Here is a 26,763-nt window from a genome sequence, read left to right on the forward strand (position 1 = left end):
GTCCACCCGCGCGGGTGACCCCGGAACGCCGGAGCGCGGCACCGGTCGGTCCAGCTCGGCCGCCGCCGGCTCGCCGTCCCGCGACGCCTCCGGCCAGGCGGCCTCGGCGGCGAACGACCGCACGACCTCCATCGCCCGCGCCCGCCAGGCAGCCCGCGGCGCCCGCACGGAACAGCCGGGGACGGGGACGGCCCGGACGGAAGGGCCGGGGACGGGGACAGCAGGGACGAACGGTGGCGCGGCCTCCGGCCGTACCTCGGCGTCCGGCCGGAATGCCGCTTCTGCAGGGGCTTCGGAGGGCCGGGGCGCATCGGCTTCCGGCGGAGCCCCGGCGGCGGCCCGTGGTGCTTCCGCGTCCGGTGGGGACTCGGCGGCGACCCGTGGTGCTTCCACGTCCGGTGGGGACTCGGCGGCGGCCCGTGGTGCTTCCACGTCCGGTGCGGCCTCGGCGCCCGGCGCCGGTAAGGCGGACGCCTCCGAGCAGGCTCAGCCGGCCGACAGCACCCAGGTGCTCCGGCGGATCACACCGCCCCGGGGGCCCCAGGCGCCCTCGGCCGGGTCCGCGTCCTCGGCGCAGACGGGCAAGGGCGACCGGAAGACCCCGACCGACAAGCCGGCCGGTGCCGCGCAGGGCTCCAGTACGGCCGGCGGTGCTGCTCAGCGCGTCGACAAGGCGGCCGGTGCTCCGCAGCGCTCCGGCGGGGCGGGCGGTGCTGCCCAGGGCTCCGGTACGGCTGCCGGTGCTGCGCAGGGCTCCGGCAAGGCCGGCAGTGCTGCTCAGGGCTCCGGTCAGGGAGGCGCGCCCGATACCACGCAGGTGCTCCGGCGCATCAGTGCGCCCCGCTCGGGTGAGCCGGGCGATGCCTCGTCGGCCTCGTCCACCTCCGCGGCCTCCTCCACCTCTTCGGCCCCCTCCACCCCCCCGGCCTCAGCATCCCCAGCCTCCTCCTCGGGTGAGCCGAAGTCCGGCGGACGGGCTTCCCGGCCTTCCGTGCCCCGGCCCGGCGGCCAGAACCGCGCCGCCCAGGCCACCGGCGCCAATGCCGCTGACACGGCCGGCAAGGCGGGTGCCGCCGCTCCGGGCTCCCCGGCCGCCGCACGCGCCGCCCGTGCCGCCCGCGCGGCTGGCGTCGCTGCGGGCGCTGCCGGTGCTGCCGCGGGCGCTGCCGCCGGGGCCGCCAAGCCCGGCGCCGGAGCCGCAGCGGGCGCCGCAGCCGCAGTGGGCGCCGGAGCCGGTGGTGCCGCCGGCGCTGCTGTCCCGGGCGCTGCTGCCTCCGCCTCCCGCGCCGCCCGTACCGGAACCAACCCCCGTACCGGAGCCACCCCCCGTACCGGCTCTGCCGACGACGAGACCACCGTCCTCGCCGCCACGGACGGCGGAACCTCCGGAGGCAACGGCAACGGCAACGGCAACGGCAACGGCAACGGCGACGGCAAGGCCAAGGTCAAGACAAAGGCCAAGGCCGCGAAGGGCAAGCGGCCCAAGCGCACCGGCTGGCGGCGGCTCCTGCCGACCTGGCGCATGGTGCTCGGCACCTTTGTCCTCGGCGTCGTCCTGCTCGGCGGGCTCTTCTTCCTCGGCTACTCCATGGTGAAGATCCCGCCGGCCAACGCGTTCGCGACCAAGCAGAGCAACGTCTACCTCTACGCCGACGGCTCCCAGCTGGCCCGCGACGGCAAGGTCAACCGCGAGAACGTCTCCCTCGCCCAGGTCTCCAAGGATGCCCAGCACGCCGTACTGGCCGCCGAGGACCGCGACTTCTACACCGAGTCCGCCGTCGACCTCAAGGCCATGGTCCGCGCCGGCTGGAACACCGCCACCGGCAAGGGCAAGCAGTCCGGCTCGACCATCACCCAGCAGTACGTGAAGAACTACTACCTGGCCCAGGAGCAGACGCTCACCCGCAAGGCCAAGGAATTCTTCATCGCGATCAAGCTCGACCAGAACAAGTCCAAGGACGAGATCTTCGAGGGCTACCTCAACACCAGCTACTTCGGCCGCAACGCCTACGGCATCCAGGCCGCCGCCCAGGCCTACTACGGCCGCGACGCCGCCGACCTGGACCCGGCCCGCGCCGCCTACCTCGCCGCACTCGTCAACGCGCCGAGCGAGTACGACGTCGTGGCGCACCCGGAGAACAAGAAGGCGGCCGTCGCCCGCTGGAACTACGTGCTGAACGGCATGGTCGGCAAGGGCTGGCTCAGCGAGTCCGAGCGGGCCGGCATGAAGTTCCCCATGCCGAGGGAGCAGACGATCTCCACCGGCCTGTCCGGCCAGCGCGGCTACCTCGTCGAGGCGGTCAAGCAGTACCTGATCACCAACAACATCATCGACGCCGACCACCTCGCGCTCGGCGGCTACCGCATCACCACCACCATCCAGAAGAACCGGCAGGACGCCTTCGTCAAGGCCGTGGACGACCAGCTGATCTCCAAGCTGGACAAGAAGAACCGCAAGGCCGACACCTACGTCCGGGCCGGCGGCGCCTCCGTCGACCCCAAGACCGGCAAGGTCGTCGCGATGTACGGCGGCATCGACTACGTGAAGCAGTACACCAACGGCGCCACCCGCGGTGACTTCCAGGTCGGCTCGACCTTCAAGCCGTTCGTCTTCACCTCCGCCGTGCAGAACGGGTCCACCACCCAGGACGGCCGCACCATCACCCCGAACACCGTCTACGACGGCACCAACCGGCGCCCCGTCCAGGGCTGGAGCGGCGGCACCTACGCCCCCGAGAACGAGGACCAGCACTCGTACGGCAACATCACCGTCCGCAGGGCCACCGACTCCTCGGTGAACTCGGTGTACGCGCAGATGGCCGTCGACGTCGGCCCCGCCAAGGTCAAGCAGACCGCGATCGACCTCGGCGTCCCCTCCGACACCCCGGACCTCCAGCCCTACCCGTCCGTCGCCCTCGGCACCGCCACCGCCAGCGTCCTGGACATGGCCGAGGCCTACGCCACGCTCGCCAACCACGGCAAGCACGGCACGTACACCCTGGTCGAGAAGATCACCAAGGAGGGCACCGAGGAGGTCAAGCTGCCCGAGCAGCGCGTCAAGCAGGCCGTCAGCCGGGAGGCCGCCGACACCACCACCTCCGTCCTGCAGAGCGTGGTCCAGAGCGGCACCGCCACCGCGGCACAGGGCGCGGGCCGCCCGGCCGCCGGCAAGACCGGCACCGCCGAGAACGACACGGCCGCCTGGTTCGCCGGCTACACCCCCAACCTGGCCACCGTGGTCTCCGTCATGGGCCAGGACCCCGTGACGGCCAAGCACATGCCGCTGTACGGCGCCCTCGGCGAAGGGCGCATGAACGGCGGCGGCCCGCCCACCCGGATCTGGGCGCAGTACACGCACGACGCGCTGAAGGGCAAGCCGGCCGCCGACTTCGACCTCGAACTCGAACAGGGCGCCGACCAGATCCAGGAGCCGCCCGCCACCGGCACGACCCCGCCCGGCACCGACGCCGGCCAGGACACCGGCGGCACCGCCACCGACGGCGGCCAGAACGACGGCGGCGCGACCGCCACCCCCACCGACGGCGGCACCACCGGCACCCCCACCGACGGCGGTCCCACCACCGACGGAGGCACCACCACCGACGGCGGCCCCACCACCGGCGGGGACCAGACCACCGGCGGCACGAACGACGGCGGTCCCACCACCGACGGCGGCACCACCACCGACGGCGGCCCCACCACCGGCGGGGACCAGACCACCGGCGGCGGCACACCGGGCGGCGGAACCGACGCCGGCGGCACCACCGGCACGATCGACGGCACCGGAGGCGGCCCCGGGACATGACACCCCGGCCCCGGTCGGCTCAGTGACCGCTGGTCGCCTTCAGCCCCACCACGGCGACCAGCAGCAGACACACGAAGAAGATCCGGGCGGCGGTGACCGGCTCACCCAGCACCACCATGCCGAGCACCGCCGCACCGGCCGCGCCGATCCCCACCCACACGCCGTACGCCGTACCGATGGGCAGGGACTTCGCGGCGTACGACAGCAGCACCATGCTCGCGACGATGCCGGCGCCGGTGAACAGACTGGGAACCAGCCGGGTGAACCCCTCGCTGTACTTCATCCCGATCGACCAGCCCACCTCGAGCAGACCGGCGACGACAAGCAGAACCCAGGCCATGACAGGCACCTCCGAGACGTGGCGACTCTTCTCCGGTGCGTCGTCTTTGCCTTCGACCCGGTACGGCGCGTCTCGTCGGGCTCGCTCCCGAACATAACAAAAACACGACAAGAGGGCCGGTGACGATCGTCACCGGCCCTCTTGTCGGTTGCTTCAGAGATAGAGGCCCGTGGAGTCCTCCGACCCCTCGAACCGGTCCGCGGCGACGGCGTGCAGATCACGCTCACGCATCAGCACGTACGCCACGCCCCGCACCTCGACCTCCGCCCGGTCCTCCGGATCGAACAGGACACGGTCGCCCGGCTCCACCGTCCGGACGTTCTGGCCGACCGCGACGACCTCGGCCCAGGCCAGCCGCCGCCCCACCGCCGCCGTGGCGGGAATCAGGATGCCGCCCCCCGACCGACGCTCGCCTTCACCGGCCTCCTGCCGCACGAGAACCCGGTCGTGCAGCATCCGGATGGGCAGCTTGTCGTGATGGGGGGTGCTGTTTCTGTTGGCGCTCACGCCTTGAACCTACCTGCCCCGGTCAGTCCTTGCGCCGCCGGGCCCCGAAGGCCAGCAGCCCCACCACACCCACGACGACCAGCGCGACCGGCACGACCCGTTCCAGCCGAGGCGCGCCCTCGTCGTCCACCAACCGCGCCCGGACATCGCTCACCACCCGGTTGACCTGCACATAGGCCCGCCCGACCGTGTGATCGACATGGGCGACGACCTTGGCCTTCGCATCCCCGACGATCGTCTTCGGATGCACCCGCATCCCGATCTCGTCGAGCGTCTCGGCCAGCACGTCACGGCGACGCTTGATGTCCGCCTCGATCTGCGCCGGGGTTCTGGTGTCCGACGTGTCCGCCACCGTACGGCCTCCGAAGTCTGCCGAATCTGCTGCTGCTGTTCCGGACAGTCTGTCAGCTCATGCCCGCGCCGCACCGCAAGGCCCCCCGGTTACGCTAGTCCGATGAGCGAGCGACTCCAGCCCGGGGACGTTGCCCCCGCCTTCACCCTCCCCGACGCCGACGGCAACGAGGTGTCCCTTTCGGACCACGAGGGCCGCAAGGTCATCGTCTACTTCTACCCGGCCGCCCTGACCCCGGGCTGCACCAAGCAGGCCTGCGACTTCACCGACAACCTGGAGGTCCTGGCCTCCGCCGGCTACGACGTCATCGGCATCTCGCCCGACAAGCCGGAGAAGCTCGCGAAGTTCCGCGAGAAGGAGTCCCTCAAGGTCACCCTCCTGGCCGACCCCGACAAGCGGGTCCTGGAGGCGTACGGCGCCTTCGGCGAGAAGAAGCTCTACGGCAAGACGGTCGTCGGCGTCATTCGCTCCACGGTCGTCGTGGACGGGGAGGGCAAGGTCGAACGGGCCCTCTACAACGTCAAGGCCACCGGCCACGTGGCGAAGATCCTCAAGGACCTCGGCATCTGAGCCCTCTGCCGCATGAACGGCCCGCACCGGGAGAACCCGGGTGCGGGCCGTTTTCCATGATCCCGGGAGTGAGATTCCGGGCGTGACTGTCCGATAAACGGTTCGTTACTCCGAACGGGCAGCGGAAGCCCTGGCGCCCCCGTACACCGGAGGCACTGCTCGTCGAGCAGCCGGCCGGGCACGCCCGGCGCATCCAGAGCGACCGGCTCAGGCGGGCGATGACGGCGGTGGTCCTGCCGGAACGCTGCGCCCGCTGCGGAACGGAGCCGGTGTGGCGGGGCCGTCCGCTGCCGCTGGAAGTCGATCACATCGACGGGAACTGGCGCGACAACCGCATCGAGAACCTTCGGCTGCTCTGCCCCAACTGCCACGCCACGACCGACAACTACCGAGGGCGAGGCAAGGGGCGCGCGACTGGCGGCGCCGCATGAGCGGCGGCGTGCAGTACACCCGTGAGCGGTTGGCCGAGGCGGCCAGGCGGTTCTCCAGCATCGAGGAAGTCATCGCCCACTTCGGCACCGAGCCGTACGCCAAGCTCGATCGCTACCTTCTGCGGCGCTTCGCACATTTCGGTATCGACGTGTCTCACTTCGGCGGTCCCCGCGGGATTCCGCGCCCCGATCCCGAAGAGTCGCGTGCCGCGGTTGCCGCGTCGCTCTCCATCGCGGCGGTACTTCGCCACTTGGGGCGCCCGGACAACGGCGCGCAGCGCGTGGCGCTACGTCGCTGCATCGCCGAGGAAGGCCTGGTGACCACTCATTTCCTCGGGCAGGCTCATCAACGCGGCAAGCCCGGTGTGGTCCCGGCCAAGGGGCCCGACGAGATCTTGGTCCTGAACGACGGCAAGCGCCGGACCAGGACCGCGCTGCTGCGCCGCGCACTCCGCGAAGTCGGAGTCCCCGAAGCGTGTGCGGAGTGCGCGGTGGGCCCGGAGTGGCTCGGTGACCCGATGACGCCGGAGGTCGACCACATCAACGGGGACTGGAGCGACGACCGGCGCGAGAATCTCCGGCTGCTCTGCCCCAACTGCCACGCAACCACGACCATCTGGTGCCGAGGGGGCGGCCGGCGAAAGGTGCAGCCCCGTACACTGGGCGAGGCAAAACGGGCTGCGAGTGAATAGCCCGTTTTGGGGCGGCCGTGGCGAAATAGGCGATACGCGCGGGTTTTAGGTGCCCGTGGGAGAAATCCCGTGTGGGTTCGAGTCCCACCGGCCGCACATGTGAGGGGCCGTCCGTCTGGGCGGCCCCTCCGCCGGTCTCAGCCCAACAGCTCCCGCACCACCGGCACCAGCGCCCGGAACGCCTTCCCCCGATGGCTGATCGCGTTCTTCTCGTCCGGGCTCAGCTCGGCGCACGTCCGGCTCTCGCCCTCAGGCTGCAGGACCGGGTCGTAGCCGAAGCCGTTCGTGCCGGCCGGCGCGTGCCGCAGTACGCCCCGCAGCTGTCCCTCGACCACCCGCTCCGTGCCGTCCGGCAGGGCCAGGGCGGCTGCGCACGCGAAGTGCGCCCCCCGGTGCTCCTCCGCGATGTCGGAGAGCTGGGCGAGCAGCAGGTCGAGGTTGGCCCTGTCGTCGCCGTGTCGGCCGGCCCAGCGGGCGGAGAAGATGCCGGGGGCGCCGCCCAGGACGTCGACGCAGAGCCCGGAGTCGTCCGCGACGGCGGGCAGGCCGGTGGCCTGGGCCAGGGCGTGGGCCTTCAGCAGGGCGTTCTCGGCGAAGGTGACGCCGGTTTCCTTGACGTCGGGGACGTCGGGGAAAGCATCGGCGCCGATCAGCTCGTGGGTCAGCCCGGCTTCGGCGAGGATCGCCCTCAGCTCGGTGATCTTTCCGGCGTTGCGGGTGGCGAGGATCAAGCGGGTCATGACGGCCAGTATTCCTCGCCGCCCAGCGCACCGGGACCGCGCCTCCGCCGTTCCGCGGCTCGGCCGAACCGGGCCTCCGCCGATCCGCGCCTCCACCTATCCGCGCCTCCGGCGATCCGGGAACCCGGCCTCCTCCGATCCGCGGCTCGGCCGAACCGGGCCTCCGCCGAACCGAACCTCCACCGATCCGCGGCTCCACCGAACCGGGCCCACCGCCGAACCGAACCTCCTCCGATCCGCGGCTCCCGGACTACAGCTCCGCCTGCCCCGCGCCCTTCAGCGTGCGCAGGTCGAATACCTCGGCCATTCTGGCGAAGCCCAGGTCGCTGGGGTGGAGGTGGTCGCCGGAGTCGTAGTCGGCGCGCAGGCGGCGGGGGTCGTAAGGGTCGCGGAGGGCCTGGTCGAAGTCGACGATCGCGTCGTAGACGCCGCCGGACCGGATCTCGGCGTTGACCTGCTGCCGTACTGCTTCGCGGGCCGGGGTGTAGCCGCGGTGGCCCTTGAAGGGCATCAGGGTGGCGCCGACGACCTTCAGGCCGCGGGCGTGGGCCTGGCGGACGAGGGTGCGCAGGCCGGTGACGATGCGGTCGGGGTCGGCGAGTTTCCGGTTGCGCAGGATGTCGTTGACGCCGAGGTCGATGACGACGGCCTTGACGTTGGGGTGGGAGAGCGCGTCGCGGCCGAAGCGGCCGAGGCCGCTCTGGTTCTCGGCGGTGGGGGTCCCCCCTGCCTGGGCTTGTTCGATTGTTTGGGGGAGGCCGAGGCCGTCGGCGAGGACCTGGTTGCCGCTGATGCCTTCGTTGACGACGCTGTAGCGCGGGAGTTGCTGCCCGTTCTCGAGGGCGCTGCGCAGGCGGCCGGAGAGGATGTCGGGCCAGCGGTGGTTGGCGCCGACGGTGGCGGTGATGCCGTCGGTTATGGAGTCGCCGAAGACGACGACGGTGCCGTCGGCTTCGTTGCTGAGGACGTCGAGGGCCGTCAGATACCGCCAGTAGGGGGTTTGTTGGGTGTAGGCGGTGCCGGTGGCGTCTTCGGTGCGGTCGCCGTCGGCGGCGTAGGAGACCTGACGGGCGTGGGGGTGGTAGGTGACCGGCCCTGAGGGGGTGGGGGAGTAGGTGGTGACGAGGACGTCGGTGCCGCGCGGGATGGTGAGGCGTACGGCGTCGCTGACGGTTTGTCCGCCGGCAGGTATGACGATGCTGGGGCTGCCGTTGAAGGTGAGGCGCCGCATCGTTTCTGCGTCGGCTGCGGCGGTGCCGTCGCCGGTCGCTAGGGCGAGCGTGGCGTGCGAGATGGTCAGCGCCGACTGGCCGTAGAGGTTGGACAGCGTGATCCGGGCACTCGTACCGCCGGTGGCCGCGTGGACGACGTTGCGGACCGAGCGGCCTGCCAGGCCGGTCGCCTCGGTGCCGGGTTCGCCGCCGACGGGGGCGGTGGCCCAGGCGCCGACCCAGGTGCCGGTGGAGGCGGGGGCGGCGTTGGAGTCGCGGTGCGGGCGGTTGTCGGTGAGGGTGCTGCGGGGGGTGCCGGCATCGGCCGCGACGGTGACGTAGATGGCGGCGGACAGGACCACGACCAGCGCGACGAGCGCGCTCAGGACGGCATAACCATGACGCTTGGTCACGCTTGTGTTGTTCTCCTCGGGAGATGGGAGCCCGAGGCTCCGATCTTGTTGAACCCATGATGCGTCATGGGCCGGAGAGGTCTGACAGGACCCTGCCCAAAACCCCCGTCCAGACAGACGCCGGGAACTCTCGTTCCGTTCCGGGAGTCGGTCAGGAAGGGACAATTGTGTGCGGGATCACCGAACGGGTGGAGCTGATGGAACCTACCGAGACGGGAACGCCGGGGCGGGTCACGTCGTACCGCACCATGACGGCGTTCACCCCGGCCGACGAGGAGCGCCGGCGCGGGGTGCGGCGGATGAAGCTCACGGCGACGGGCCTGCTGTTGCTGGTGGCCGTGATCTATGTCCTGGCGAAGACGGCCGGGCATGCGGGGGCCGGGGCGTGGACGGGCTATGTGGCGGCGGCGGCCGAGGCGGGCATGGTGGGCGCGCTCGCCGACTGGTTCGCGGTCACGGCCCTGTTCCGGCACCCGCTCGGGCTGCCCATCCCGCACACCGCGATCATCCCCACCAAGAAGGATCAGCTGGGTGTCTCGCTGGGCGAGTTCGTCGGGGAGAACTTCCTCTCCGAGGACGTCGTGCGGCAGCGGCTGCGCGCGGTCGGTATCGGCAGCCGGCTGGGGGTCTGGCTGGCGGAGCCGGAGCATGCGGACCGGGTGACGGCGGAGCTGGCGACCGCTCTGCGGGGTGCGCTGACGGTGCTGCGGGACGCGGATGTGCAGGCGGTGGTCGGTGAGGCGATCACGCGGCGGGCGAACGCGCAGGAGGTCGCGCCGGGCCTCGGCAAGATGCTGGAGAAGATCGTCGCGGACGGCGGGCACCGGCGGGCGGTGGATCTGGTGGTGGCCCGGGCGCACGACTGGCTGGTGCTGCACCGGGACGATGTGATGGTGGCGGTGGAGGGGGGTGCGCCGGGCTGGACGCCGCGGTTCGTGGACCGCAGGGTCGGTGAGCGGGTCTACAAGGAACTGCTGCGGTTCGTGACCGAGATGCGGGACATGCCCTCGCATCCGGCGCGTGGCGCGCTGGACCGCTTTCTGCACGACTTCGCCTCCGACCTGCAGTCCGACACGGACACGCGGGCGCGGGTGGAGCGGCTGAAGGGCGAGGTGCTGGGCCGGGGCGAGGTGCAGGATCTGATCGCGTCCGTGTGGACGGCCGTGCGGTCGATGATCGTGGCGGCGGCGGAGGACGAGCGCAGCGAGCTGCGGTTGCGGGTGCGGGCCGCGTTGCTGTCGCTGGGTTCGCGGATGGCGACCGAGCCGAAGGTGCAGGAGAAGGTGGACAGCTGGGTGGAGGGTGCGGCGGTGCACGTGGTGACGACGTACCGCAAGGAGATCACCTCGCTGATCACGGACACCGTGGCGGGCTGGGACGCGGAGCACACCACTCGGAAGATCGAGGCGCACATCGGTCGTGACCTGCAGTTCATCCGGATCAATGGCACGGTGGTGGGTTCCCTCGCGGGCTTGTTGATCTACGTGGTGGCGCGCGGGCTGGGGGTGTGACCGGACTGTTCCGACAGGGCCAGGGCACCCGGTATCCGTCCTTCACGGAGGAGGGAGCCCATGAGCGAAGCATCCGGAGCGCCGTCGCCGGACACCGGCCGGACCATCACGACCGATATCCCCGCCCGTCTGGACCGGCTGCCCTGGTCCCGCTGGCACTGGACGATCGTGATCGGTCTGGGCACGGTGTGGATCCTGGACGGTCTGGAGGTCACGGTCGTCGGCAACATCGCCGGCCGGCTGTCGGAGCCCGGCAGTGGTCTGGAGATCAGCTCGGGGCAGGTGACGGGCATCGCCGCCGCGCTGTATGTGGCGGGTGCCTGTTCGGGTGCGCTGTTCTGGGGCCGGCTGACGGACCGCTTCGGCCGCAAGAACCTGTTCATGATCACGCTGGCCGTGTATCTGGCGGCGACCGCGCTGACGGCTGTGTCCTGGGAGGCCTGGTGGTTCTTCCTGTTCCGCTTCCTGACCGGTTTCGGTATCGGTGGTGAGTACGCGGCCATCAACTCCGCGATCGACGAGCTGATCCCGGCGGACTACCGCGGCCGGGTCGACCTCATCATCAACGGCAGCTTCTGGCTGGGCGCGGTCGGCGGCTCGCTGCTGTCGATCGTCGCGCTCGACACCGGTCTGCTGGCCGCGAACGTGGGCTGGCGCCTGACCTTCGCGCTCGGCGCCGTACTCGCCCTGGTCATCCTGCTCGTACGACGGCACGTTCCGGAGAGTCCGCGGTGGCTGCTGATCCACGGCCGGGACCGGGAGGCGGAGGAGATCGTCTCCGGCATCGAGTGCCAGGTGGAGGCGGAGAGGGGCGAGCGGCTGCCCGAGCCGGAGGGTGAGCTGGAGATCCGTCAGCGCAAGGACGTGACGTTCCTGGAGATCGCCCGTACCGTCTTCGGCCGTTACCGCAGGCGGGCGGTGCTCGGCTTCTCCCTCTTCATCGGGCAGGCGTTCCTGTACAACGCGATCACCTTCGGTTTCGGTGCGATCCTGACGAAGTTCTTCGACGTGCCGTCGGACCGCACCGGCTACTACTTCGCGGTGATCGCGGTCGGCAACTTCTGCGGCCCGCTGCTGCTCGGCAAGCTCTTCGACACGGTGGGCCGCAGGGTGATGATCTCCTCGACCTACCTGCTCTCGGGTCTGCTGCTGTTCGGTACGGCGTGGCTGTTCGACCGGGGTTCGCTGACCGCGGGCACGCTGACGGCGTGCTGGTGCGCGGTGCTGTTCTTCGCGTCGGCGGGTGCCTCCAGCGCCTACCTGACGGTCTCGGAGATCTTCCCGATGGAGACACGGGCGATGTCCATCGCCTTCTTCTACGCCCTCGGCACCGCGGCCGGCGGTATCAGCGGCCCGCTGCTCTTCGCCGACCTGACGGGTACGGGCCGGGTCGGTGACACGGTCCTCGCGTTCTCGATCGGCGCGGCACTGATGTGCGTGGCCGGTCTGGTCGCGGCGGCGTTGGCGGTACGGGCCGAACGCCGTTCCCTGGAGGACATCGCCCGACCGCTGGCGGCGGTGGCCGGCCGGGCGAAGACGGCGGCGAAGAACAGCAGCCGGCCGGGGCGCGGCCCTTCGGCTCCGACGGCGGCGAGCAGGCCGTAGCGGCGCTCGCGCGGCTGTCGTGGCCGGCTCCTGGCGGGGGCCGGTCACGCGCCTGTGGTGGATCCCGGCCGGACGATCATCAGGACGGTGACGGCGGCCCACAGCAGGTTGAACAGCCCGGTGAACATGGCGAGCCGTGCGGTCAGCGCGGCGGTGCCGCCGCCCTCGACGAAGGTGCTCTGGACCGGCAGGACCAGCGCGGCGAGGACGAGGGCGGCGAGGGCGGTCAGCGCGATCGACACGATCAGCCAGGCACTCCTGAGGACGCCCATCTCACTGGCGGTGGCGAACCCGAAGACGGGGACGACGACACCGACGACGGCGTAGACCCGGCAGATCCGGTGCAGCAGCCGGAGTGTGCCGGCGCCGTCCGGATCGCCGGCCCCGGCGGCCAGGGCGCGGCGGGCGGCCGGCGGGAACATGCTGGCGGCGACGGCGACGGGTCCGATGGCGAGGATCGCGGCGATGACGTGGACGGCGAGGAGGAACTTGGTCACGGGAGGACGGTAGGGGCGACGGCGATCTCCCAGAAGTGGCGAGATTGCCAGTCACCGACGGATTCTCGCCAGCCCGTCTCAGGGGAGTCATACCTCAAGAACCGGCCGGCAGCCGATTGGCGCCGGTCAGCCGTACGACTAGATTCCCGCCATGCACACCGTGGCCGTACTGGCGCTGGACGGCGTCGTACCGTTCGACCTCTCCGCCCCCGTCGACACCTTCGGCTGGGCACGGCTGCCCGACGGCCGGCAGCCGTACCGGGTGCGAGTGTGCTCGGTGCGGGACGAGGTGAGCGCGGGGGCCTTCACCGTGCGGGCGCCGTACGGCTTGGAGGCGCTGGCGGAGGCGGACACGATCATCCTGCCGGGCGTCGCCGACCCGACCGCGCCGCTGCCGCCGGGAGTCGCGGAGGCGCTGCGCGCGGCGGCGGCGAACGGCACGCGCATCGCGTCGATCTGCGTGGGCGCGTTCCTCTTCGCGGCGACGGGCCTGCTGGACGGCCTGCGCGCGACGACCCACTGGATCGCGGCCGCGGACCTGGCCGAGCGGCACCCCCGGGTGACGGTCGACCCGAACGTCCTGTACGTCGACAACGGCCGGTTCCTGACGTCGGCGGGTGCCGCGGCGGCCCTGGACATGTGTCTGCACATGATCCGCAAGGACTTCGGCTCGGCGGTCGCCGCGCACGCGGCCCGGATGTCGGTGATGCCGCTCGAACGGGAGGGCGGACAGGCCCAGTTCATCGTCCACGACCTGCCCCCGGCCCCCGCCGGCACCACCCTGGAGCCGCTGCTGTCCTGGCTGGAGGACCACAGCGGCCGGGACCTGACGCTGGAGGAGATCGCGGCACAGGCGGGCATGAGTACCCGCACCCTCAACCGCCGCTTCCGCGAACAGACCGGTACGACACCGCTGCAGTGGCTGCACCGGGCGCGGGTGCGGCGGGCCCAGCACCTGCTGGAGACCACCGCGCACCCGGTGGAACGCATCGCCGTACAGACGGGCTTCGGCTCACCCACGGCCTTCCGCGAACGCTTCCGCCGGGTGGTGGGGACGAGCCCACAGGCGTATCGGAGGGCGTTCAGGGCGAGGGTGCCGTAAGGGCGGACCCGCGCGGAAGCCGGACCCGGCTCAGGCCTTGCGGTCGGCGACGGCCCAGGAGGCCAGGGCGACGGCACCGGCCACGCCGAGGACGGACGGCCAGGCGCCGACCTTCTTGGCCAGCGGATGGGATCCGGCGAACGCGGCCACGTACGCGGCGGTCAGCGCGCCCGCGGCCTTGCCGCCGGCCTGCTTGCGCCACTGCTGTGCCGCGGCGGCCCCCGCGGCGGCCAGCACGACCCCCCCGAGCTGCCGCTTCTTGGTCCACCGGGCCACGCCGTACCCACCGACGAGCCCGGCGCCGGCGACGACCGCGCTGGGAACCCTGGCCATGACTGCCTCCCGTATCCCTGTATCCACCCCTAGGTCTGCCCCGAGGTCTGCCTCCGAGGCTAACGCGCAGTCCCGCCATGACCCCGAAGGTGAGTCGAGGCTTGTCAAGTTTCCGACGGCGGACTATATAAAGAGCCGTAGGGCATCGCACCCAGTCCCTGAGAAGAGGAGTGACCCGTGATGCTCATGCGTACTGACCCGTTCCGCGAATTCGACCGCCTCGCGCAGCAGGTGTTCGGGACCGACGCCCGCCCGTCGGTGATGCCGATGGACGCCTACCGGGCCGGGGACGACTTCCTCGTCCACTTCGACCTTCCCGGCATCGACCCCGAGACGATCGAACTCGACGTCGAGCGCAACGTCCTCAACGTCCGCGCCGAGCGCCGCAGCCCCGCCCCCGAGGACGCGGAGAAGCTCGTGGCCGAGCGGCCCACGGGCACCTTCACCCGCCAGCTCTTCCTCGGCGACACCCTGGACACGGACCGCATCGACGCGTCGTACGAGGCCGGCGTTCTGACCTTGCGCATTCCGGTTGCCGAACAGGCCAAGCCGCGGCGTGTCCGGATCAGCGGCGGGACCGGCGGCCGCAAGCAGCTCAGCGGCTGACCGCACGCCCCCTGGCGCGATGTCGGCCGCCACGACGGCGCCGGCTGCCCGCCGACGCCGCGCCCGCCGCACCATGACGGATGCGGCGGTGACGCCATACAGCCCGTACGGCCCGTACGGGCTGTATGAGCCGTATGGGCGGTACCCCCGCGCGATCACCATATGGCGACGGCTCACCACACACGCCGCATGACATCACATGCCGCACATTGGCCGAACTCCCGCTCATGTCCGCCGCGTTACGGGGTACCGGGCTTCCGGTGCCCCGAAGTGTCCCGGAGAAGGAGCCCGCACGATGACCGTGACGACCCCGCAGCCGAGAGCGACCATCCCCGCTCCGACCCCGCCCCTGCGCCCCCGAACCTCTGAAATGGTTGAGGACGCCGGCTGGCTGGGCCTGACCGAGGCGATACGCGAGGCGGGTCAGTACCCGACGAGGGCCGAGGCGGAACGCATCACCCGCACCGTCCTCTCGGCCCTGGGCAGCCACGTCACCGGCGACGAACGCGTGTCCCTGGCCCAGGCCCTACCCCGGGAGGCGGCCCACCTGATCGCCTCCCAGATCCCGGCCCGCCACCCCCTGACGGCCCGTGAGTTCGTCGACACGCTGGCCACCAACATCGAAGGCGCGACCCCGGCAACGGCCCGCTGGCACGCCAGCTCGGTCCTGAGCGTCCTGTCGGCCCACATCGGCGCCCCCCTGACCACGGCCCTCCTCACCCAACTCCCGCCGGGCTACGCCCTGCTGTTCGGCCGGGCGGACCTGGCACCGACGGCCTAGCCGCCGGGGCACCGGGCGCCGCCGAGAAACGGGCGGCGCCCACTGGCACCCGCGGCAGGAGACCCTGGCTATCTCGAAGCTGACATAACCGAAGCCGATGGCAACTCGAAGTATGGTTCGGGCCAATGTACGGATCCATCCGAATCGGCTTGGGCCACATGCTGCAAAAGCAGGGCGGTATGGTTTTGCAAGTCGACCTCAGCATCTTTACCTATCAGCCGAGTTGTCGTCGGTATCGAGGTATAGGATATGCCGAGCAGGCTGCATATATGCTCGAACTCTACGTTTCTATTGCCCTCACCAAGGTCTCCACTTAGGTAGTCACGCAGGCGTGAGCAGATGTCGAGCATTGCCTTGCCGCTCTCGGTGACTTGATATATGCCACCCTGTAGGCTCTCGCTTTCGAGGAAGCCGATAATAAAGAGTCGCTCGGTTTCATACTTGAGGGCGTTCATGTTCGCGCCCAGGGCCGTTGCTGTGTGCTTGTGGCTGCGGTAGCCGTTCTTCTTGATGTGCGAGAGGATCGCCACGGGAAGGCCGGGGCGTTTAGAGGAGGAGAAGCGTATCGCGTCCCGACGGGTAAGGCCGCCGAGGGTTACGTGCATGAGGAGGTCCTTGGTGATCTCCTCCTTCAGTGCCTTGTAGATTGAGTCGTTGACTTTCTCATCGCCTACCTTGAAGTCTGCAGGCACCCAGAAGACGCGCAATCGAGATAGGCGGTCCCTCATCGGTGTATCGAGGTAGGATTGGGTCACCTCAGCAAAACGAGAGCGAAGTCGGCTTTCGTGGCGTGCAATATATACGGCAGCCGCGACATCTCGCTCGTTGAGCAGGGTTCTGAGGTCCTTGTCGATGCCATCGCCGCCATGCTGCCACAAGGTCTGTCCTGCGACGACCTTCGACCAGTCCTTCTTCAGGTCGCAGGAGAAGTCGAAGAGCTTGCGCTGCCCTTCTGTGTAGCCAAATAGTCCTGACTTTGACGCGCTCTCCATAATCCGAAGCGCCGCGTTTGAAAGAAAATCGTGCTCTCGCGATGTTGCCATGGCGACTCCAGGTGCGTGACTGAAGGAGCTTTACTTGGCGGGGTCTCTCGTGTACCTGCTGCCGTTTTGGTAAATGAGATCAACCCCTTCGGTGTGGAGGAGATTTACCAAGTCATCTTGCGGCTTTCCCGGGAGTAGGGTAATTAGTTTGGGGTTGCCTGGCTCTATGTGGCGCACGTAGTCTTTGAGCTGACCTATTGCTGTGCGTACTTCCTCGCGGCTCGTTTCTCCCCTTACTGAATATAGTTCATGTGTCGTAGCGTCGTAGAGGTCGGTCGTAAGAGTGGTTGTTGTGTCGGCGATCTTTATTTGATAGGCGAATACTTGATGCCCTTGCTGGGTCAGTTCCTTGAGATACTCATCCCGGAGGCTCGACTGGCGAAGGTCGGCTATCACGCTGGGTTGAGCCGCGCGCCTACTCTCGGTCGCCCGTTTTCTCTTGGGTGCCACCATCCGGGGCTCAGGCATTCTGCTCTCGGCGACGGTCGCCAAAACCCGCTGGGCCTTGGTGTCGCCTGCGCGCGCAACTGCGTCCTTGGCTAGGCGCTCATATTCCCCTGTGGGGCGCAGGCGGAAGACGATGATGCGGCGCGCTTTGCCGTGTCGGTCATGCGCCTCGCGTACGGTATAGGGCTGCTGTGAGTCCAATGCGAACTCGCCGACATATCGCTGCTGCTTGGCGTCAGAGGTGGGGTCGGGGACCTTTCCTTCTGCCATGAAGACCCGCAGAGACTTGCGGGCCTCCGCGTGATACAGGACAGCAGCGTTGCGAGAGCCCTTCGTTCCCAGAAACGTTTGGTCTCCGCTGGTGCCTTGTCCCGTGTACTCGAAAACCGGACCCAGCTCGTCCTCTTCCGCCAGCCAGCCATCCTCGTAGCCATACCGCTTACCGCTGTCGTGATCTACGTAAATGAGGATGTTTGGGGTGGTTGTGGAGGGGAGGATCCCTGCCTGGCTCCCTCCACCGAACAACTCGTCCATCTCTGCTCTCGTGGTCAGGAGTCCAGGGGTGATCGAACGTATGCCCATGCTTTGACGTTAGCTGATCACACGGACATCGAAGTTGTTCAACTAGCCTGCGTTGATGGCCGCGTAGGTCCATACGTCGGCCGGTAGTTCGTGGTCCAGACGCCAGGTGATGGCCATCGGCTTGCTGCCGGTGTGGTCGTTGTACGTGGCAGGACCAAGGAGCATCCACGGCTGGGACTTGCCTATGTCGGTGCTCTTGTAGCGGCGCATGAACAGCAGGACGTGGCTGCCGCGATCCTTGTGGTGCTGGTAGCGCTGGCCAGTGGGGGAGTCGGCGGCCGTTGCGTTCTGGGACTCCCAGTGGAAAAGCGTCGGGCTCAACGCGTAGTCCTTGTACCGGATGGTCGGTGAGAAGTCCTTCTCGTTCTTGTCCAACGTGATGAGAAGGGCATCCGTCTTGAGCTCCTCGACCCATTGCACGCCCTGCGCGAAGGATCGGGGCATCTGACCACCGAAGCGAGCTACGCCAAGGGCGGCGAGGATCTCGGAGCGGTTGTAGGAGCTGTGCACCTTCAGCGGGACGTCGCTGAGGTGGCCCGACAGGGAGATAGGGAAGTGGTCGACCTGCTCGATGACGTGTGAAAGAACTTGCCTTAGCTCGGCTCGGAAGACCCGCTGGGAACGGAGCGACTCCAGGCCCTCCTGGAAGCTGGTGAAACCGCCCGCGTTGTCCCAAAGGTTGAAGAACAGCATGCGGGCGTACGCCTGCTCGGTGGGGCCCAACTCCTCGTACGGTCGAGCGTCGTCCTGGAGGAGGCGCAGGTAGGCCTCCGCGCGTCCCGGGTCGTCCACGTGGAGGAAGGCGTGCACTCGCTTGAGGAGTGCGGCTTCCTCGGCGGGCGCTGGCTCGTCGATCAGGCCGGCGCGGCGCAGGACTGTCGTCCACGAGTTGTCGCTCTTGTACAGCTCCTTGATCCCCCGGCGGCTCTCTCGAAGGTAGTCGGCGAGACGGGCCGTCCCGTAGGTCTTGACCTCCTTCACCAGGGTCTTCACCGTGGCACCCAACTGAGTACGGATGTTGTTGATGACAAGGTCTTTCGCCTTGCCCTCGAGGATGATTTGGCAACCAGACGGCAGCTGGGGGAAGCCGTGCTCCATGTGGTCGATGAGCCGATTCCGCGACAGATTGGTCAGGGCGCGGAACTGCTCCTCGAAGCGGAACTCGGCTCGGTGCTGCCCGATGAAGTCGAGGACGGTGAGAACCGGCTTGGTTTCGGTTCGCCTCAGGCCCCGGCCCAACTGCTGGAGGAACACGGTGGCGCTGTTGGTGGGGCGGAGGAGGAGCAAGGTGTCGACGTCAGGGATGTCGAGCCCCTCGTTGAACAGATCGACAGAGAAAATCACTTGGAGTTCTCTGTCCCGAAGGTCGGACAGCGCGCGGGAGCGCACATCGGAGGGCGAATCACTGTCCAGCGCCACTGCCTTGAAGCCCGCCTGTCGGAAGAAGTCCGCCATGAAGTGGGCGTGCGCCTTGGTCACGCAGAAGCCCAGCGCCCGCATGGCGCCTGGATTGGAGACCTTGTCCCGGACCTGCTTGACCACGATCCGGGCGCGCGCGTGGTTGCCGGTGTAGAGGTTGTCGAGTTCCTGGTCCGCGTACGAACCCTTCTGCCAGCCAAGATTCGTCAGATCCGTGCCGTCGGGGATGCCGAAGTAGTGGAAGGGGCAGAGCAGGTCATTTTCCAACGCCTCCCAGAGCCTCATCTCAGCGGCGATCCGGCCCTCGAAGAACGCATCCTGGACGTTCAGGCCGTCCATCCGCTCCGGCGTAGCCGTCAGGCCCAGCAGTTCCTTCGGTGCGAAGTGGTCGATGACCCGTCGATAGGTGGCGGCGGTGGCGTGGTGGAACTCATCGATGACAATGATGTCGAAGTGGTCGGGGGCCAGTTGCTCGAGGCGCTGCATGTTGAGCGATTGGACGCTGGCGAAGACGTGGTTCCACTCGCGTGGATCCTCGCCCGTGTGTAGTAGCTCTCCGAACGAAGCGTCGTCCAGCACTTCCCGGTAGGTGCGCAGAGACTGCTTGAGGATCTCCTTGCGGTGGGCCACGAACAGCAGCCTCGGCCGGCCGTCGTCCGACGTGCCGCACAGCTTGCGATAGTCCAGTGCGGCCATCACCGTCTTCCCGGTGCCGGTCGCTGCGACCAGAAGGTTACGATGCCGCCCCCGAAGCTCCCGCTCGACGGTGAGCCGCTCCAGCATGTCCCGCTGGTGAGGGAAGGGGCGTACCTCAAGACCGGAAAGGCTGATCTTCAGGTCCGTGCTGGAGGTGGTTCCACTGGCCTGCGCCAGCGCTTCATCGAGGCGTGCGCCGTGTACGTCAGGGTCGTACGTTTCGAAGGCGATGTCGTTCCAGTACGCCTCGAAGGTCGCCTCGAACTTGTTCAGTACGGCCGGTGTTGCGATAGACGACAGACGTACATTCCACTCCAGGCCGTCTAGAAGCGCCGCTTTCGATAGGTTGGAGCTGCCGACGTACGCGGTGTCGAAGCCCGTCTTGCGTCGGAACAGCCAGGCCTTGGCATGAAGGCGAGTGGACCGGAGCTCATAGTTGACCTTGACGGTCGCGCCGAAGTCCCGGATCAGACGGTCGAGTGCCTGGCGGTCCGTGGCACCGATGTAGGTGGTCGTAATGACCCGGATCGGCACGCCTCTTTCCTTCGCGGCGCGAAGTGAGTCTTCCAGGACGCGTATGCCGTACCACTTCACGAACGCGCAGAGCAGATCGATACGGTCCGCCGTAGCGAGCTCAGCTCTGAGTTCGGCACCGAGACTGAGGTCCTCTGGGGAATTGGTGATGAGCGACGTCTCGGACAGGGGCGTCAAGGGGCGCACAGCGTACACACCCGGAGCCTCCTGCCTCGCGAGAGTCAGAAGCTGTCGCGGACCTTCGACGATCGTGCTGACCCCGTCGACATCACTCGACTCGTAGCCACTGGTGGGAACGAGTGCCTCGAGGATGCGATTGGCGGCCTGGACCCTTTCCGCGGCCGGAAGTTGAGCCAGCCTGTGACTGACAGCTTCACCGATGTATCGAGCCAGGACGTGGGGAGCTGACTCAGCGCTGACCTCGGCGTCGATGGCTTTCCAGCCGGCTGCCTCGAATCGCTGCAGCTCGTCGCGTACGTCATGCGTGATCAGCTTCTCGTAGACGCCTGCGATCGGCTCCGATAGATCCATCGGTTCTGCCACGCCTGTTCCCCTTGATCCCTCGTGGCGCTCGTGCAGGGCCTCACGCGCCGACGTGGATCAGATTTAACAGCAGCCACTGACATCGGAAGGTCGTGCGCCGAAAGCGACCAGGGTGGTGCTGGGGGAAAGCGGCCATGGGGCCGCTCGCTTCCCAGCACAGGTGAGAAGCGAGCGGGCGGCGCTGGGTTCGTCGACTAGGACCCGTGGCAGGTGTCGTAGATCTCGGTGGAGCCACACCAGCACCCCGCCCCCCTCTGCGGCGGCCAAGTCACCGCCCGCCCCCGGGCCGCCAAGGTCGTCGCGTACTGCGGTAGCAGCGCCGCGTCCGCCGGGGTGGAACCCTCCGACGCCGCGAAGGCCTCGTACGAGGGGACCGTGCCCGTGACGATGCCGAGGTTCGGGGTGCCGGAGGAGGACAGTTCGCGCAGCGAGGACTCTATGGTCGCCAGGTGGGTCTCGTGGGACGGGTACTCCGAGGAGAGGGCCGGGTACGCCGAGAGGAGCTCCTGGAGTTCCGGTGCCGGCCAGTGGAGGATCGCCACCGGGAACGGGCGGGAGAGGGCCTCCCGGTAGGCGCCCAGTTCCGCTCGGAGGCGGGAGATCTCCGCCTGGAGTTCCGCCGGGTTGTCCGAACCCAGGGACCACACCCGCTTCGGGTCGTGGAGTTCGTCCAGGGCGACAGGGGAGGTGTGGAGGGTGTCCGCGAGGGTGTCCCAGGCGTCGTGCGGGAGGCCCAGCATGCGGCGGACGCGGTGGCGGCCGTAGAGGAGGGGGTGCATGGCGGGCGCGGGCTCCGTGGAGTCCGGCAGGAGCAGGCTCGCCGCCTGCGTGAAGGTGTCCGCCGCCGCCTCCAGCTCGTCGTGGGCTTCGAGGGCCTCGGCCACGATCACCCAGGGCGCCGGGTCCCGGGGTGCCGTCGTACGAATGCCGTCGATGATCGCCCTGGCTTCCGCCTCGTGGCCGTACTCCCAGAGGTTGGAGGCCTTGAGGGCGCGCACCAGGTGGGGGTTGTCCAGCCCTTCCCCGGAGCTGAGCAGGCGGTCGTAGAGCGTGGTCGCCGCAGGGCGGTCTCCGGACAGTTCCAGGTGGGCCGCCGCCCGGAGGAGGAGAGTCTCGGCGTCCTCGGGGTACAGGCCGGCGGTCCGCTCCAGGCGTGCCGCTTCTACGGTGTGGTCGACGTTCTCGGCAGGCGTGTCGGGGCGCATGGGGGACACCGTACTGCCGGGTGGTGACGAAAGTGAGGCGCGGGAGGGGGTGTGCGGGGGCAGGCACTGTCCTGCGTGCGGATGGGCCGGCCGTCGTTCTCCCCGTACGCCGTCCCGTCGGCGGCCGCGTCCTTCGGTGTGGATATCTTCGGTGCCGACATCTACACGCGGAGTCGGCATGCAGAAGACGGGTGAGCCGGCGGTCAGGGTGCCGGCCGAAGCCAGGACCGGGAATGGAGCCGAAGCCGAAGGCAGGGCTGAGGCCGGGGCTGGAGCCGGTGAGGGGGCCGGGGTCGGGTCTGGAGCCGATGAGGGCGCTGGAGTCGGGGCTGGGGCTGGGGCAGCGGCCGGGGTTGGGTTCGAGGGTGTGGATGAGCAGGTGGGTGCCGGGTTGCCTCGGTTGTGGCCCCTGTTGCTCCTGGGTGCCGCCGTCGTTCCCGGTACGGCTCTTTTTCTCCTCGGGCGCTGGGGCGACGCTCCGGCCGTGCAGGCGTGGCGGACGGTGTGTCTGGCGGTCACCGTGCAGGCCCTGCCCTTTCTGCTGCTCGGTACGGCGCTGTCCGGGGCGATCAACGCCTTCGTGCCGGAGCGGGTGTTCCAGCGGCTGCTGCCGCGGCGGCCCGGGCTCGCCGTTCCGGTGGCGGGGGTCGCGGGCGTCGTCCTGCCGGGGTGCGAGTGCGCTTCCGTGCCGGTGGCCGCCAGTCTGATCGGGCGGGGCGTCACCCCGGCCGCGGCCTTCGCGTTCCTTCTCTCCGCGCCTGCCGTCAATCCCGTCGTCCTCACGGCCACCGCGATCGCGTTCCCCGGGAACCCCGTCATGGTGTCGGCCCGGCTCCTCGCCTCGCTCGCCACCGCCCTCGTCATGGGCTGGCTCTGGCTGCGGTTCGGGCGGGCGGAGTGGCTGCGGCCCGTCGTCCGGCACACCGGTCATCACCGGGGGCACAGTCGGTGGGACGAGTTCCGCACCGGGTTCCAGCACGACTTTCTGCACGCCGGCGGGTTTCTCGTCCTCGGCGCGATGGCTGCGGCCACCTTCAACGTCGTCGTACCGCGGTCCGTGCTCGACACCTTCGCAGGGACGCCCTGGCTGTCGGTGCTGTTCCTGGCCGGGCTCGCCGTGCTGCTCGCGGTGTGTTCCGAGGCCGACGCCTTCCTCGCCGCATCGCTGACCGGGTTCCCGCCGGTCGCGCGGCTGGTGTTCATGGTGGTGGGGCCCATGGTCGACCTGAAGCTGATCGCCCTGCAGACGGGGACCTTCGGGCGGGCCTTCGCCGTGCGGTTCTCCGCAGCCACCGTCGTCGTCGCCATCACGTGCAGTGTTCTGATCGGTGGGGTGTTGCTGTGAAACGGTCGTTTCAGGCGGGGCTGCTCGTGCTGTGCGGGCTCGGGCTCCTGCACGTCGCCCTCTTCACCGATCTCTGCCTGCGATACGTGAAGGACGGGATGCGGCCCCTGCTCGTCGCTTCCGGGGCCGTACTGCTCCTGCTCGGTCTCGCGAGTGCCGTTCTCGACAGAGGGCGCAAGGACGGCGAGGAGGATGCGGGCCGGGGAGAGAAGCACGCAGGCCAGGGGGAGGAGGACGCGGGCCAGGGAGAGAAGCTCGCGGGCCAGGGAGGGGAGGACGCGGGCCTGGGAGAGAAGGACGCGGGCCAGGGAGACGGGGGCCATCGGCATGCTGGCCGTGGCGCCGGGGACCTTGGCGGCACAAGCCATGGGCACGACCATGCGGCCGTTCCCGGTGTCGCCTGGCTGCTCCTCCTCCCCGCGCTCAGCCTGCTGTTCTACGCCCCGCCCGCCCTCGGCGCCTACACGGCCTCCCGGCAGCCGGCCAAGCCCGTCACCCACGCGGACGACTTCGGTCCGCTGCCCCGTACCTCGCCCGTCCCCATGACGCTGTCCGACTTCACCAGCCGGGTGCGGGAGGACCGTGGGCAGGCCATCGAGGGGCGCAGCATCCGGATGGTCGGGTTCGTCACCCCCGGCGGGCAGGGCGGTGGCTGGGATCTGACGCGGATCATCCTCAACTGCTGTGCGGCGGACGCCCAGTCCGTGAAGGTACGGGTCCACGGCGGTCCCGCCCTGCCCGCCGACACCTGGGTGGAGGTGACCGGGACCTGGCACCCGGGCGGAAAGCTGGGCACCGGCTCCGCCGCGGTCGCAGTCGACGCCCGTACGGTCACGAAGGTGGCCCGGCCGACGAACGGTTACCAGGACGCCCTGCCACTGGGCTGAGACCCCGTACCCGGTGGCCTCGCCCAGCGCAGCGTGTGCACCGACTTCGCCGTGGAGGGGACGGACACCGGTCTTCCATTGCCCTTCTGTCTCTGGTCAGTTGAGGCCGCTGCGCCTATCGTGCGGGCGGCTCCGGCTGGAGGTGGCATGCGGATGCGGATGCGGACGACGGGGGGCGTACGGGTCGTGCGGCACGGCGATCGGCGTCGGCGTGCCCGGCGCAGCCGGGTGCTGTGGGGCGGGGGCGAAGTGCTCGTCACCGTCGGGCTGGTCCTCCTGCTGCTCGTCGTGCACCAGTTGTGGTGGACCAACCGTGAGGCCCGGCGCGCGGCCGAGCGGAAGGTGGAGGCGCTGGAGAAGGAGTGGGCGAGCGGGGGTGGGGGTGGTGGCGACGGCGGGGGCGAGGCCACCGGCGGTGGTGTCTCCCGCGGTTCCGGTTCGGACTCTGCCTCCGGGCCGGCCTCGCCCGGGGTGTCCCGGGCGCCGCAGCGGTCGTACACGCCCGTGGCCCTGCCCCGGCGGTCCCAGGCGTACGCCGTGCTCACCGTCCCGCGGCTCGGCCTGCGCGTCCCGGTCGCCGAGGGCGTGAGCAGGGCCGGTGTTCTCAACAAGGGGTACGTCGGTCACTACCGCGGGACGCAACAGCCGGGTCAGGCAGGCAACTTCGCGCTCGCCGGGCACCGGAACACGCACGGCGAGCCCTTCCGGTACCTGCCCCGGCTGCGGGCGGGGGACGCCGTCGAGGTGGAGACGCGGACGGCCGCGTACACGTACCGGGTCGACAAGATCCTGCCGCGGACGTCGGCGAGGGACTCGGGGGTCGTCCGGCCCGTTCCGCGCTCTCTCGTCCGGAACGGGTACGGGTACGACGAGCCGGGCTACTACATCACGCTGACCACCTGCACTCCCGAGTTCACCTCCCGGTACCGGCTGGTGGTGTGGGGGAAGCTGGTGTCCATGCGGCCGAGGTGAAGCCGTCGTGACCGGGGCGAAGTCGTCGTGACCGAGTGAAGTCGTCGTGACCGGGGCGAAGTCGTCGCGGCCGAAGGCAAGTCGTCGGATCCGGCCGTCCGGTGTCCCGGGCCCGTTGTCCCAGGGCCCGTCGTCCCGTCGGCTCACCCCCGCTCCCGCAGCCCCAGCACGCTCACCGCGCCCGCCGCCGCCAGTCCGCCCGACACCAGCAGGGCGGTGTTCGCGCCCTGGGCCAGGCTGTCCGCCGAGGTGGTGAGGGCGATGGTGAGGGCCACGCCGGCGCAGGAGCCGATGTAGCGGAAGGTCTGCTGGGCGCCGGAGCCCATCGCGGCCCGTTCCCGGGGCACCGACTCGACGGCGAGCAGGGGCAGGGCGCCGTTCAGCAGGCCGCTGCCGATGCCGCCGACGATCAGGCCGGGCAGCAGGCGGGTCCAGGTGCCGGAGCCGATGGCGCCGAGCATCGTCACGACGGCGACCGTGTGCAGGGCGAAGCCGACGGCGAGCTGGGTGCGTGAGGAGACGCGGCCGGCCAGGTGCTTGACCTGGAGGGCGACGACGAAGCTCAGGCCGGACCAGAGCAGCAACAGCCAGGCCGTGGCCGACGGGGACAGCCGGAGCGTCTGCTGGAGCAGGGCCGGCAGGAAGCTGAACGTGCCGAGCACGCCGAGGCCGGTGAACAGGCCGCCCGCGGAGGAGGCAAGGAAGCGCGGGCGGCGCAGCAGGCCGAGGTCGATCATCGGGGTGCCGACCCGGTGTTCCACCGCGACGAACACGGCTGCCAGGAGGACGGCCGCCGCGAACAGCAGGCCGACCGGGGCGCGCAGCCAGCCGTCCCGGCCCAGGGTGAGGGCCGCGACGAGGGCCACCAGGGCCAGACCGAACGTGAGGGCGCCGAGCACGTCCGGCCGGCCGCCGCGCGGGGCACGGGACTCGGTCAGCGCCCGGGTGCCGAGCGCGGCCACGGCGAGGGCGGTGACGCCCAGGACGACGTAGCAGAGCCGCCAGTTCGGCAGCGCGCCGGCGATCAGCGGGCCGACGGCGATTCCGGCGCTGACGAAGGCGCCCCACACGCCGGTGGCGTGCAGCCGGCCGCGCGGGCTGGGGAAGGCGTGCACGATCAGGCCCAGGCTGCTGGCCAGCAGGGCCGCGCTGGCCGCGCCCTGGGCGATGCGGGCCAGGGTGAACAGCCAGGTCGACGTCGTGAACGCGCCGAGGACGGTGGTGAGGCCGAGGCCCAGGGTGCCGGCGAGGAAGATCCGGCGGCGGCCGTAGTCGTCGGCGAGGCTGCCGGCCACCAGGAGGAGCGCGGCGAGGCCGAGCGGGGTGCCGTTGAGCAGCCAGGCCTGGGCGGAGAGCGGGGTGTGCAGGGCGGCCGCGGTGTCGGGCAGCGTGACCATCGGGGCGGTGTACGTCATCAGGGCCACGGCGGTGGCGGCGCTGGTCAGGGCGAGGGTGGCCCGCGGGCGTGCGGGGGTGTCCCGGCCGGTCGCGCTGCGTACGGCGGCGGGGGCGGTGACGGTGTCGAGCCCGGTCATGGCCTGTCCTGTCCTTCCGGGCCCCTGGGCTGTCCGCCGGGGCCGCGACTGATGGTTCG

The 26,763-nt window shown here is 69.8% G+C and carries 23 protein-coding genes, 1 tRNA gene, 1 pseudogene and 1 riboswitch; of the genes and pseudogenes, 13 read left to right on the top strand and 12 right to left on the bottom strand.

Translation table 11 applies throughout. The annotated features are described in order from the left end of the window. Positions 1-991 precede the first annotated feature (991 nt). Positions 992-3,805 (top strand): transglycosylase domain-containing protein, encoded by a 2,814-nt coding sequence (locus tag ACZ4SF_RS00605; RefSeq protein ID WP_468378246.1) that lies wholly within the window; start codon positions 992-994, stop codon positions 3,803-3,805. A 19-nt stretch (positions 3,806-3,824) separates the two neighbouring features. Here the strand turns inward: ACZ4SF_RS00605 and ACZ4SF_RS00610 are convergent, their stop codons facing one another. From ACZ4SF_RS00610 to ACZ4SF_RS00620, 3 genes are all read right to left on the bottom strand, one after another. Then, positions 3,825-4,145: a DMT family transporter gene (locus tag ACZ4SF_RS00610; protein ID WP_225810301.1), complete on the bottom strand. Its 321-nt coding sequence runs from the start codon at positions 4,143-4,145 to the stop codon at positions 3,825-3,827. 34 nt (positions 4,146-4,179) lie between these two features. Continuing rightward, positions 4,180-4,243: riboswitch (guanidine-III (ykkC-III) riboswitch) on the bottom strand. A gap of 55 nt (positions 4,244-4,298) precedes the next feature. Further along, complete coding sequence (locus ACZ4SF_RS00615) at positions 4,299-4,601, bottom strand: GroES family chaperonin (RefSeq protein ID WP_393879221.1); 303 nt, start codon at positions 4,599-4,601, stop codon at positions 4,299-4,301. 73 nt (positions 4,602-4,674) lie between these two features. Beyond that, complete coding sequence (locus ACZ4SF_RS00620; RefSeq protein WP_468376228.1) at positions 4,675-5,004, bottom strand: DUF3618 domain-containing protein; 330 nt, start codon at positions 5,002-5,004, stop codon at positions 4,675-4,677. Between the two features lie 102 nt (positions 5,005-5,106). On the opposite strand from ACZ4SF_RS00620, the gene bcp reads away from it, so the two are divergent. From bcp to ACZ4SF_RS00640, 4 genes and pseudogenes are all read left to right on the top strand, one after another. Beyond that, a complete protein-coding gene (gene bcp, locus ACZ4SF_RS00625) occupies positions 5,107-5,574 on the top strand; it encodes a thioredoxin-dependent thiol peroxidase (protein ID WP_468376231.1) in 468 nt (155 codons plus the stop codon). Positions 5,575-5,699: 125 nt separating this feature from the next. Then, a pseudogene (locus ACZ4SF_RS00630) lies at positions 5,700-6,005 on the top strand (HNH endonuclease signature motif containing protein); the annotation flags it as partial. Beyond that, positions 6,002-6,697, top strand: coding sequence for an HNH endonuclease (locus ACZ4SF_RS00635; protein ID WP_468376233.1), 696 nt, complete (start codon positions 6,002-6,004; stop codon positions 6,695-6,697). The pseudogene ACZ4SF_RS00630 and the gene ACZ4SF_RS00635, both read left to right, overlap by 4 nt. A gap of 11 nt (positions 6,698-6,708) precedes the next feature. Further along, positions 6,709-6,793 (top strand) — tRNA-Leu (locus tag ACZ4SF_RS00640). A gap of 41 nt (positions 6,794-6,834) precedes the next feature. On the opposite strand, the gene rdgB is transcribed toward ACZ4SF_RS00640, so the two are convergent. Continuing rightward, positions 6,835-7,437, bottom strand: a complete 603-nt coding sequence (gene rdgB, locus ACZ4SF_RS00645) for an RdgB/HAM1 family non-canonical purine NTP pyrophosphatase (RefSeq protein ID WP_468376235.1) — start codon at positions 7,435-7,437, stop codon at positions 6,835-6,837. Between the two features lie 250 nt (positions 7,438-7,687). After that, a complete protein-coding gene (locus ACZ4SF_RS00650; protein ID WP_468376238.1) occupies positions 7,688-9,061 on the bottom strand; it encodes an SGNH/GDSL hydrolase family protein in 1,374 nt (457 codons plus the stop codon). A 197-nt stretch (positions 9,062-9,258) separates the two neighbouring features. Between ACZ4SF_RS00650 and ACZ4SF_RS00655 the strand changes: the two genes are divergently transcribed. Further along, the gene (locus ACZ4SF_RS00655; RefSeq protein ID WP_468376241.1) at positions 9,259-10,572 is read left to right on the top strand and encodes a DUF445 domain-containing protein; all 1,314 of its coding nucleotides are present in this window, start codon (positions 9,259-9,261) and stop codon (positions 10,570-10,572) included. Between the two features lie 60 nt (positions 10,573-10,632). Next, positions 10,633-12,177, top strand: coding sequence for an MFS transporter (locus ACZ4SF_RS00660; RefSeq protein ID WP_468376243.1), 1,545 nt, complete (start codon positions 10,633-10,635; stop codon positions 12,175-12,177). Positions 12,178-12,221: 44 nt separating this feature from the next. Here ACZ4SF_RS00660 and ACZ4SF_RS00665 read toward each other — a convergent pair whose 3' ends face one another. Then, entirely contained in the window at positions 12,222-12,674 is a 453-nt protein-coding gene (locus tag ACZ4SF_RS00665; RefSeq protein WP_468376246.1) for a hypothetical protein, read from the bottom strand. 151 nt (positions 12,675-12,825) lie between these two features. Between ACZ4SF_RS00665 and ACZ4SF_RS00670 the strand changes: the two genes are divergently transcribed. After that, positions 12,826-13,776 carry a GlxA family transcriptional regulator gene (locus ACZ4SF_RS00670; RefSeq protein WP_468376249.1) on the top strand — a complete coding sequence of 317 codons (951 nt, stop codon included), beginning with the start codon at positions 12,826-12,828 and terminating at the stop codon, positions 13,774-13,776. A gap of 30 nt (positions 13,777-13,806) precedes the next feature. Here ACZ4SF_RS00670 and ACZ4SF_RS00675 read toward each other — a convergent pair whose 3' ends face one another. Next, positions 13,807-14,109 (bottom strand): hypothetical protein, encoded by a 303-nt coding sequence (locus ACZ4SF_RS00675; RefSeq protein WP_468376252.1) that lies wholly within the window; start codon positions 14,107-14,109, stop codon positions 13,807-13,809. A gap of 180 nt (positions 14,110-14,289) precedes the next feature. Between ACZ4SF_RS00675 and ACZ4SF_RS00680 the strand changes: the two genes are divergently transcribed. Continuing rightward, positions 14,290-14,715 (top strand): Hsp20/alpha crystallin family protein, encoded by a 426-nt coding sequence (locus ACZ4SF_RS00680; protein WP_468376255.1) that lies wholly within the window; start codon positions 14,290-14,292, stop codon positions 14,713-14,715. A 295-nt stretch (positions 14,716-15,010) separates the two neighbouring features. Beyond that, a complete protein-coding gene (locus tag ACZ4SF_RS00685) occupies positions 15,011-15,496 on the top strand; it encodes a DUF2267 domain-containing protein (RefSeq protein WP_468376257.1) in 486 nt (161 codons plus the stop codon). Positions 15,497-15,564: 68 nt separating this feature from the next. Here the strand turns inward: ACZ4SF_RS00685 and ACZ4SF_RS00690 are convergent, their stop codons facing one another. From ACZ4SF_RS00690 to ACZ4SF_RS00705, 4 genes are all read right to left on the bottom strand, one after another. Next, the gene (locus tag ACZ4SF_RS00690; RefSeq protein ID WP_468376260.1) at positions 15,565-16,539 is read right to left on the bottom strand and encodes a hypothetical protein; all 975 of its coding nucleotides are present in this window, start codon (positions 16,537-16,539) and stop codon (positions 15,565-15,567) included. Positions 16,540-16,569: 30 nt separating this feature from the next. Further along, on the bottom strand, positions 16,570-17,568 hold the full coding sequence (locus ACZ4SF_RS00695; protein ID WP_468376263.1) for an SRA domain-containing endonuclease: 999 nt from the start codon (positions 17,566-17,568) through the stop codon (positions 16,570-16,572). A gap of 42 nt (positions 17,569-17,610) precedes the next feature. Then, positions 17,611-20,748, bottom strand: coding sequence for a DEAD/DEAH box helicase (locus ACZ4SF_RS00700; protein WP_468378249.1), 3,138 nt, complete (start codon positions 20,746-20,748; stop codon positions 17,611-17,613). 206 nt (positions 20,749-20,954) lie between these two features. Then, the gene (locus tag ACZ4SF_RS00705) at positions 20,955-21,965 is read right to left on the bottom strand and encodes a tetratricopeptide repeat protein (protein ID WP_468376265.1); all 1,011 of its coding nucleotides are present in this window, start codon (positions 21,963-21,965) and stop codon (positions 20,955-20,957) included. A gap of 151 nt (positions 21,966-22,116) precedes the next feature. Between ACZ4SF_RS00705 and ACZ4SF_RS00710 the strand changes: the two genes are divergently transcribed. From ACZ4SF_RS00710 to ACZ4SF_RS00720, 3 genes are all read left to right on the top strand, one after another. Continuing rightward, positions 22,117-23,310 (top strand): permease, encoded by a 1,194-nt coding sequence (locus ACZ4SF_RS00710; RefSeq protein WP_468376268.1) that lies wholly within the window; start codon positions 22,117-22,119, stop codon positions 23,308-23,310. Further along, positions 23,307-24,197 carry a TIGR03943 family putative permease subunit gene (locus ACZ4SF_RS00715; RefSeq protein ID WP_468376271.1) on the top strand — a complete coding sequence of 297 codons (891 nt, stop codon included), beginning with the start codon at positions 23,307-23,309 and terminating at the stop codon, positions 24,195-24,197. The genes ACZ4SF_RS00710 and ACZ4SF_RS00715 overlap by 4 nt, the downstream gene beginning before the upstream one ends. A gap of 153 nt (positions 24,198-24,350) precedes the next feature. Then, positions 24,351-25,169 carry a class E sortase gene (locus ACZ4SF_RS00720; protein WP_468378252.1) on the top strand — a complete coding sequence of 273 codons (819 nt, stop codon included), beginning with the start codon at positions 24,351-24,353 and terminating at the stop codon, positions 25,167-25,169. A 143-nt stretch (positions 25,170-25,312) separates the two neighbouring features. On the opposite strand, the gene ACZ4SF_RS00725 is transcribed toward ACZ4SF_RS00720, so the two are convergent. Further along, entirely contained in the window at positions 25,313-26,704 is a 1,392-nt protein-coding gene (locus tag ACZ4SF_RS00725; RefSeq protein WP_468376274.1) for an MFS transporter, read from the bottom strand. Positions 26,705-26,763 lie beyond the last annotated feature (59 nt).

This window comes from Streptomyces sp. NPDC027663, from assembly GCF_055566415.1.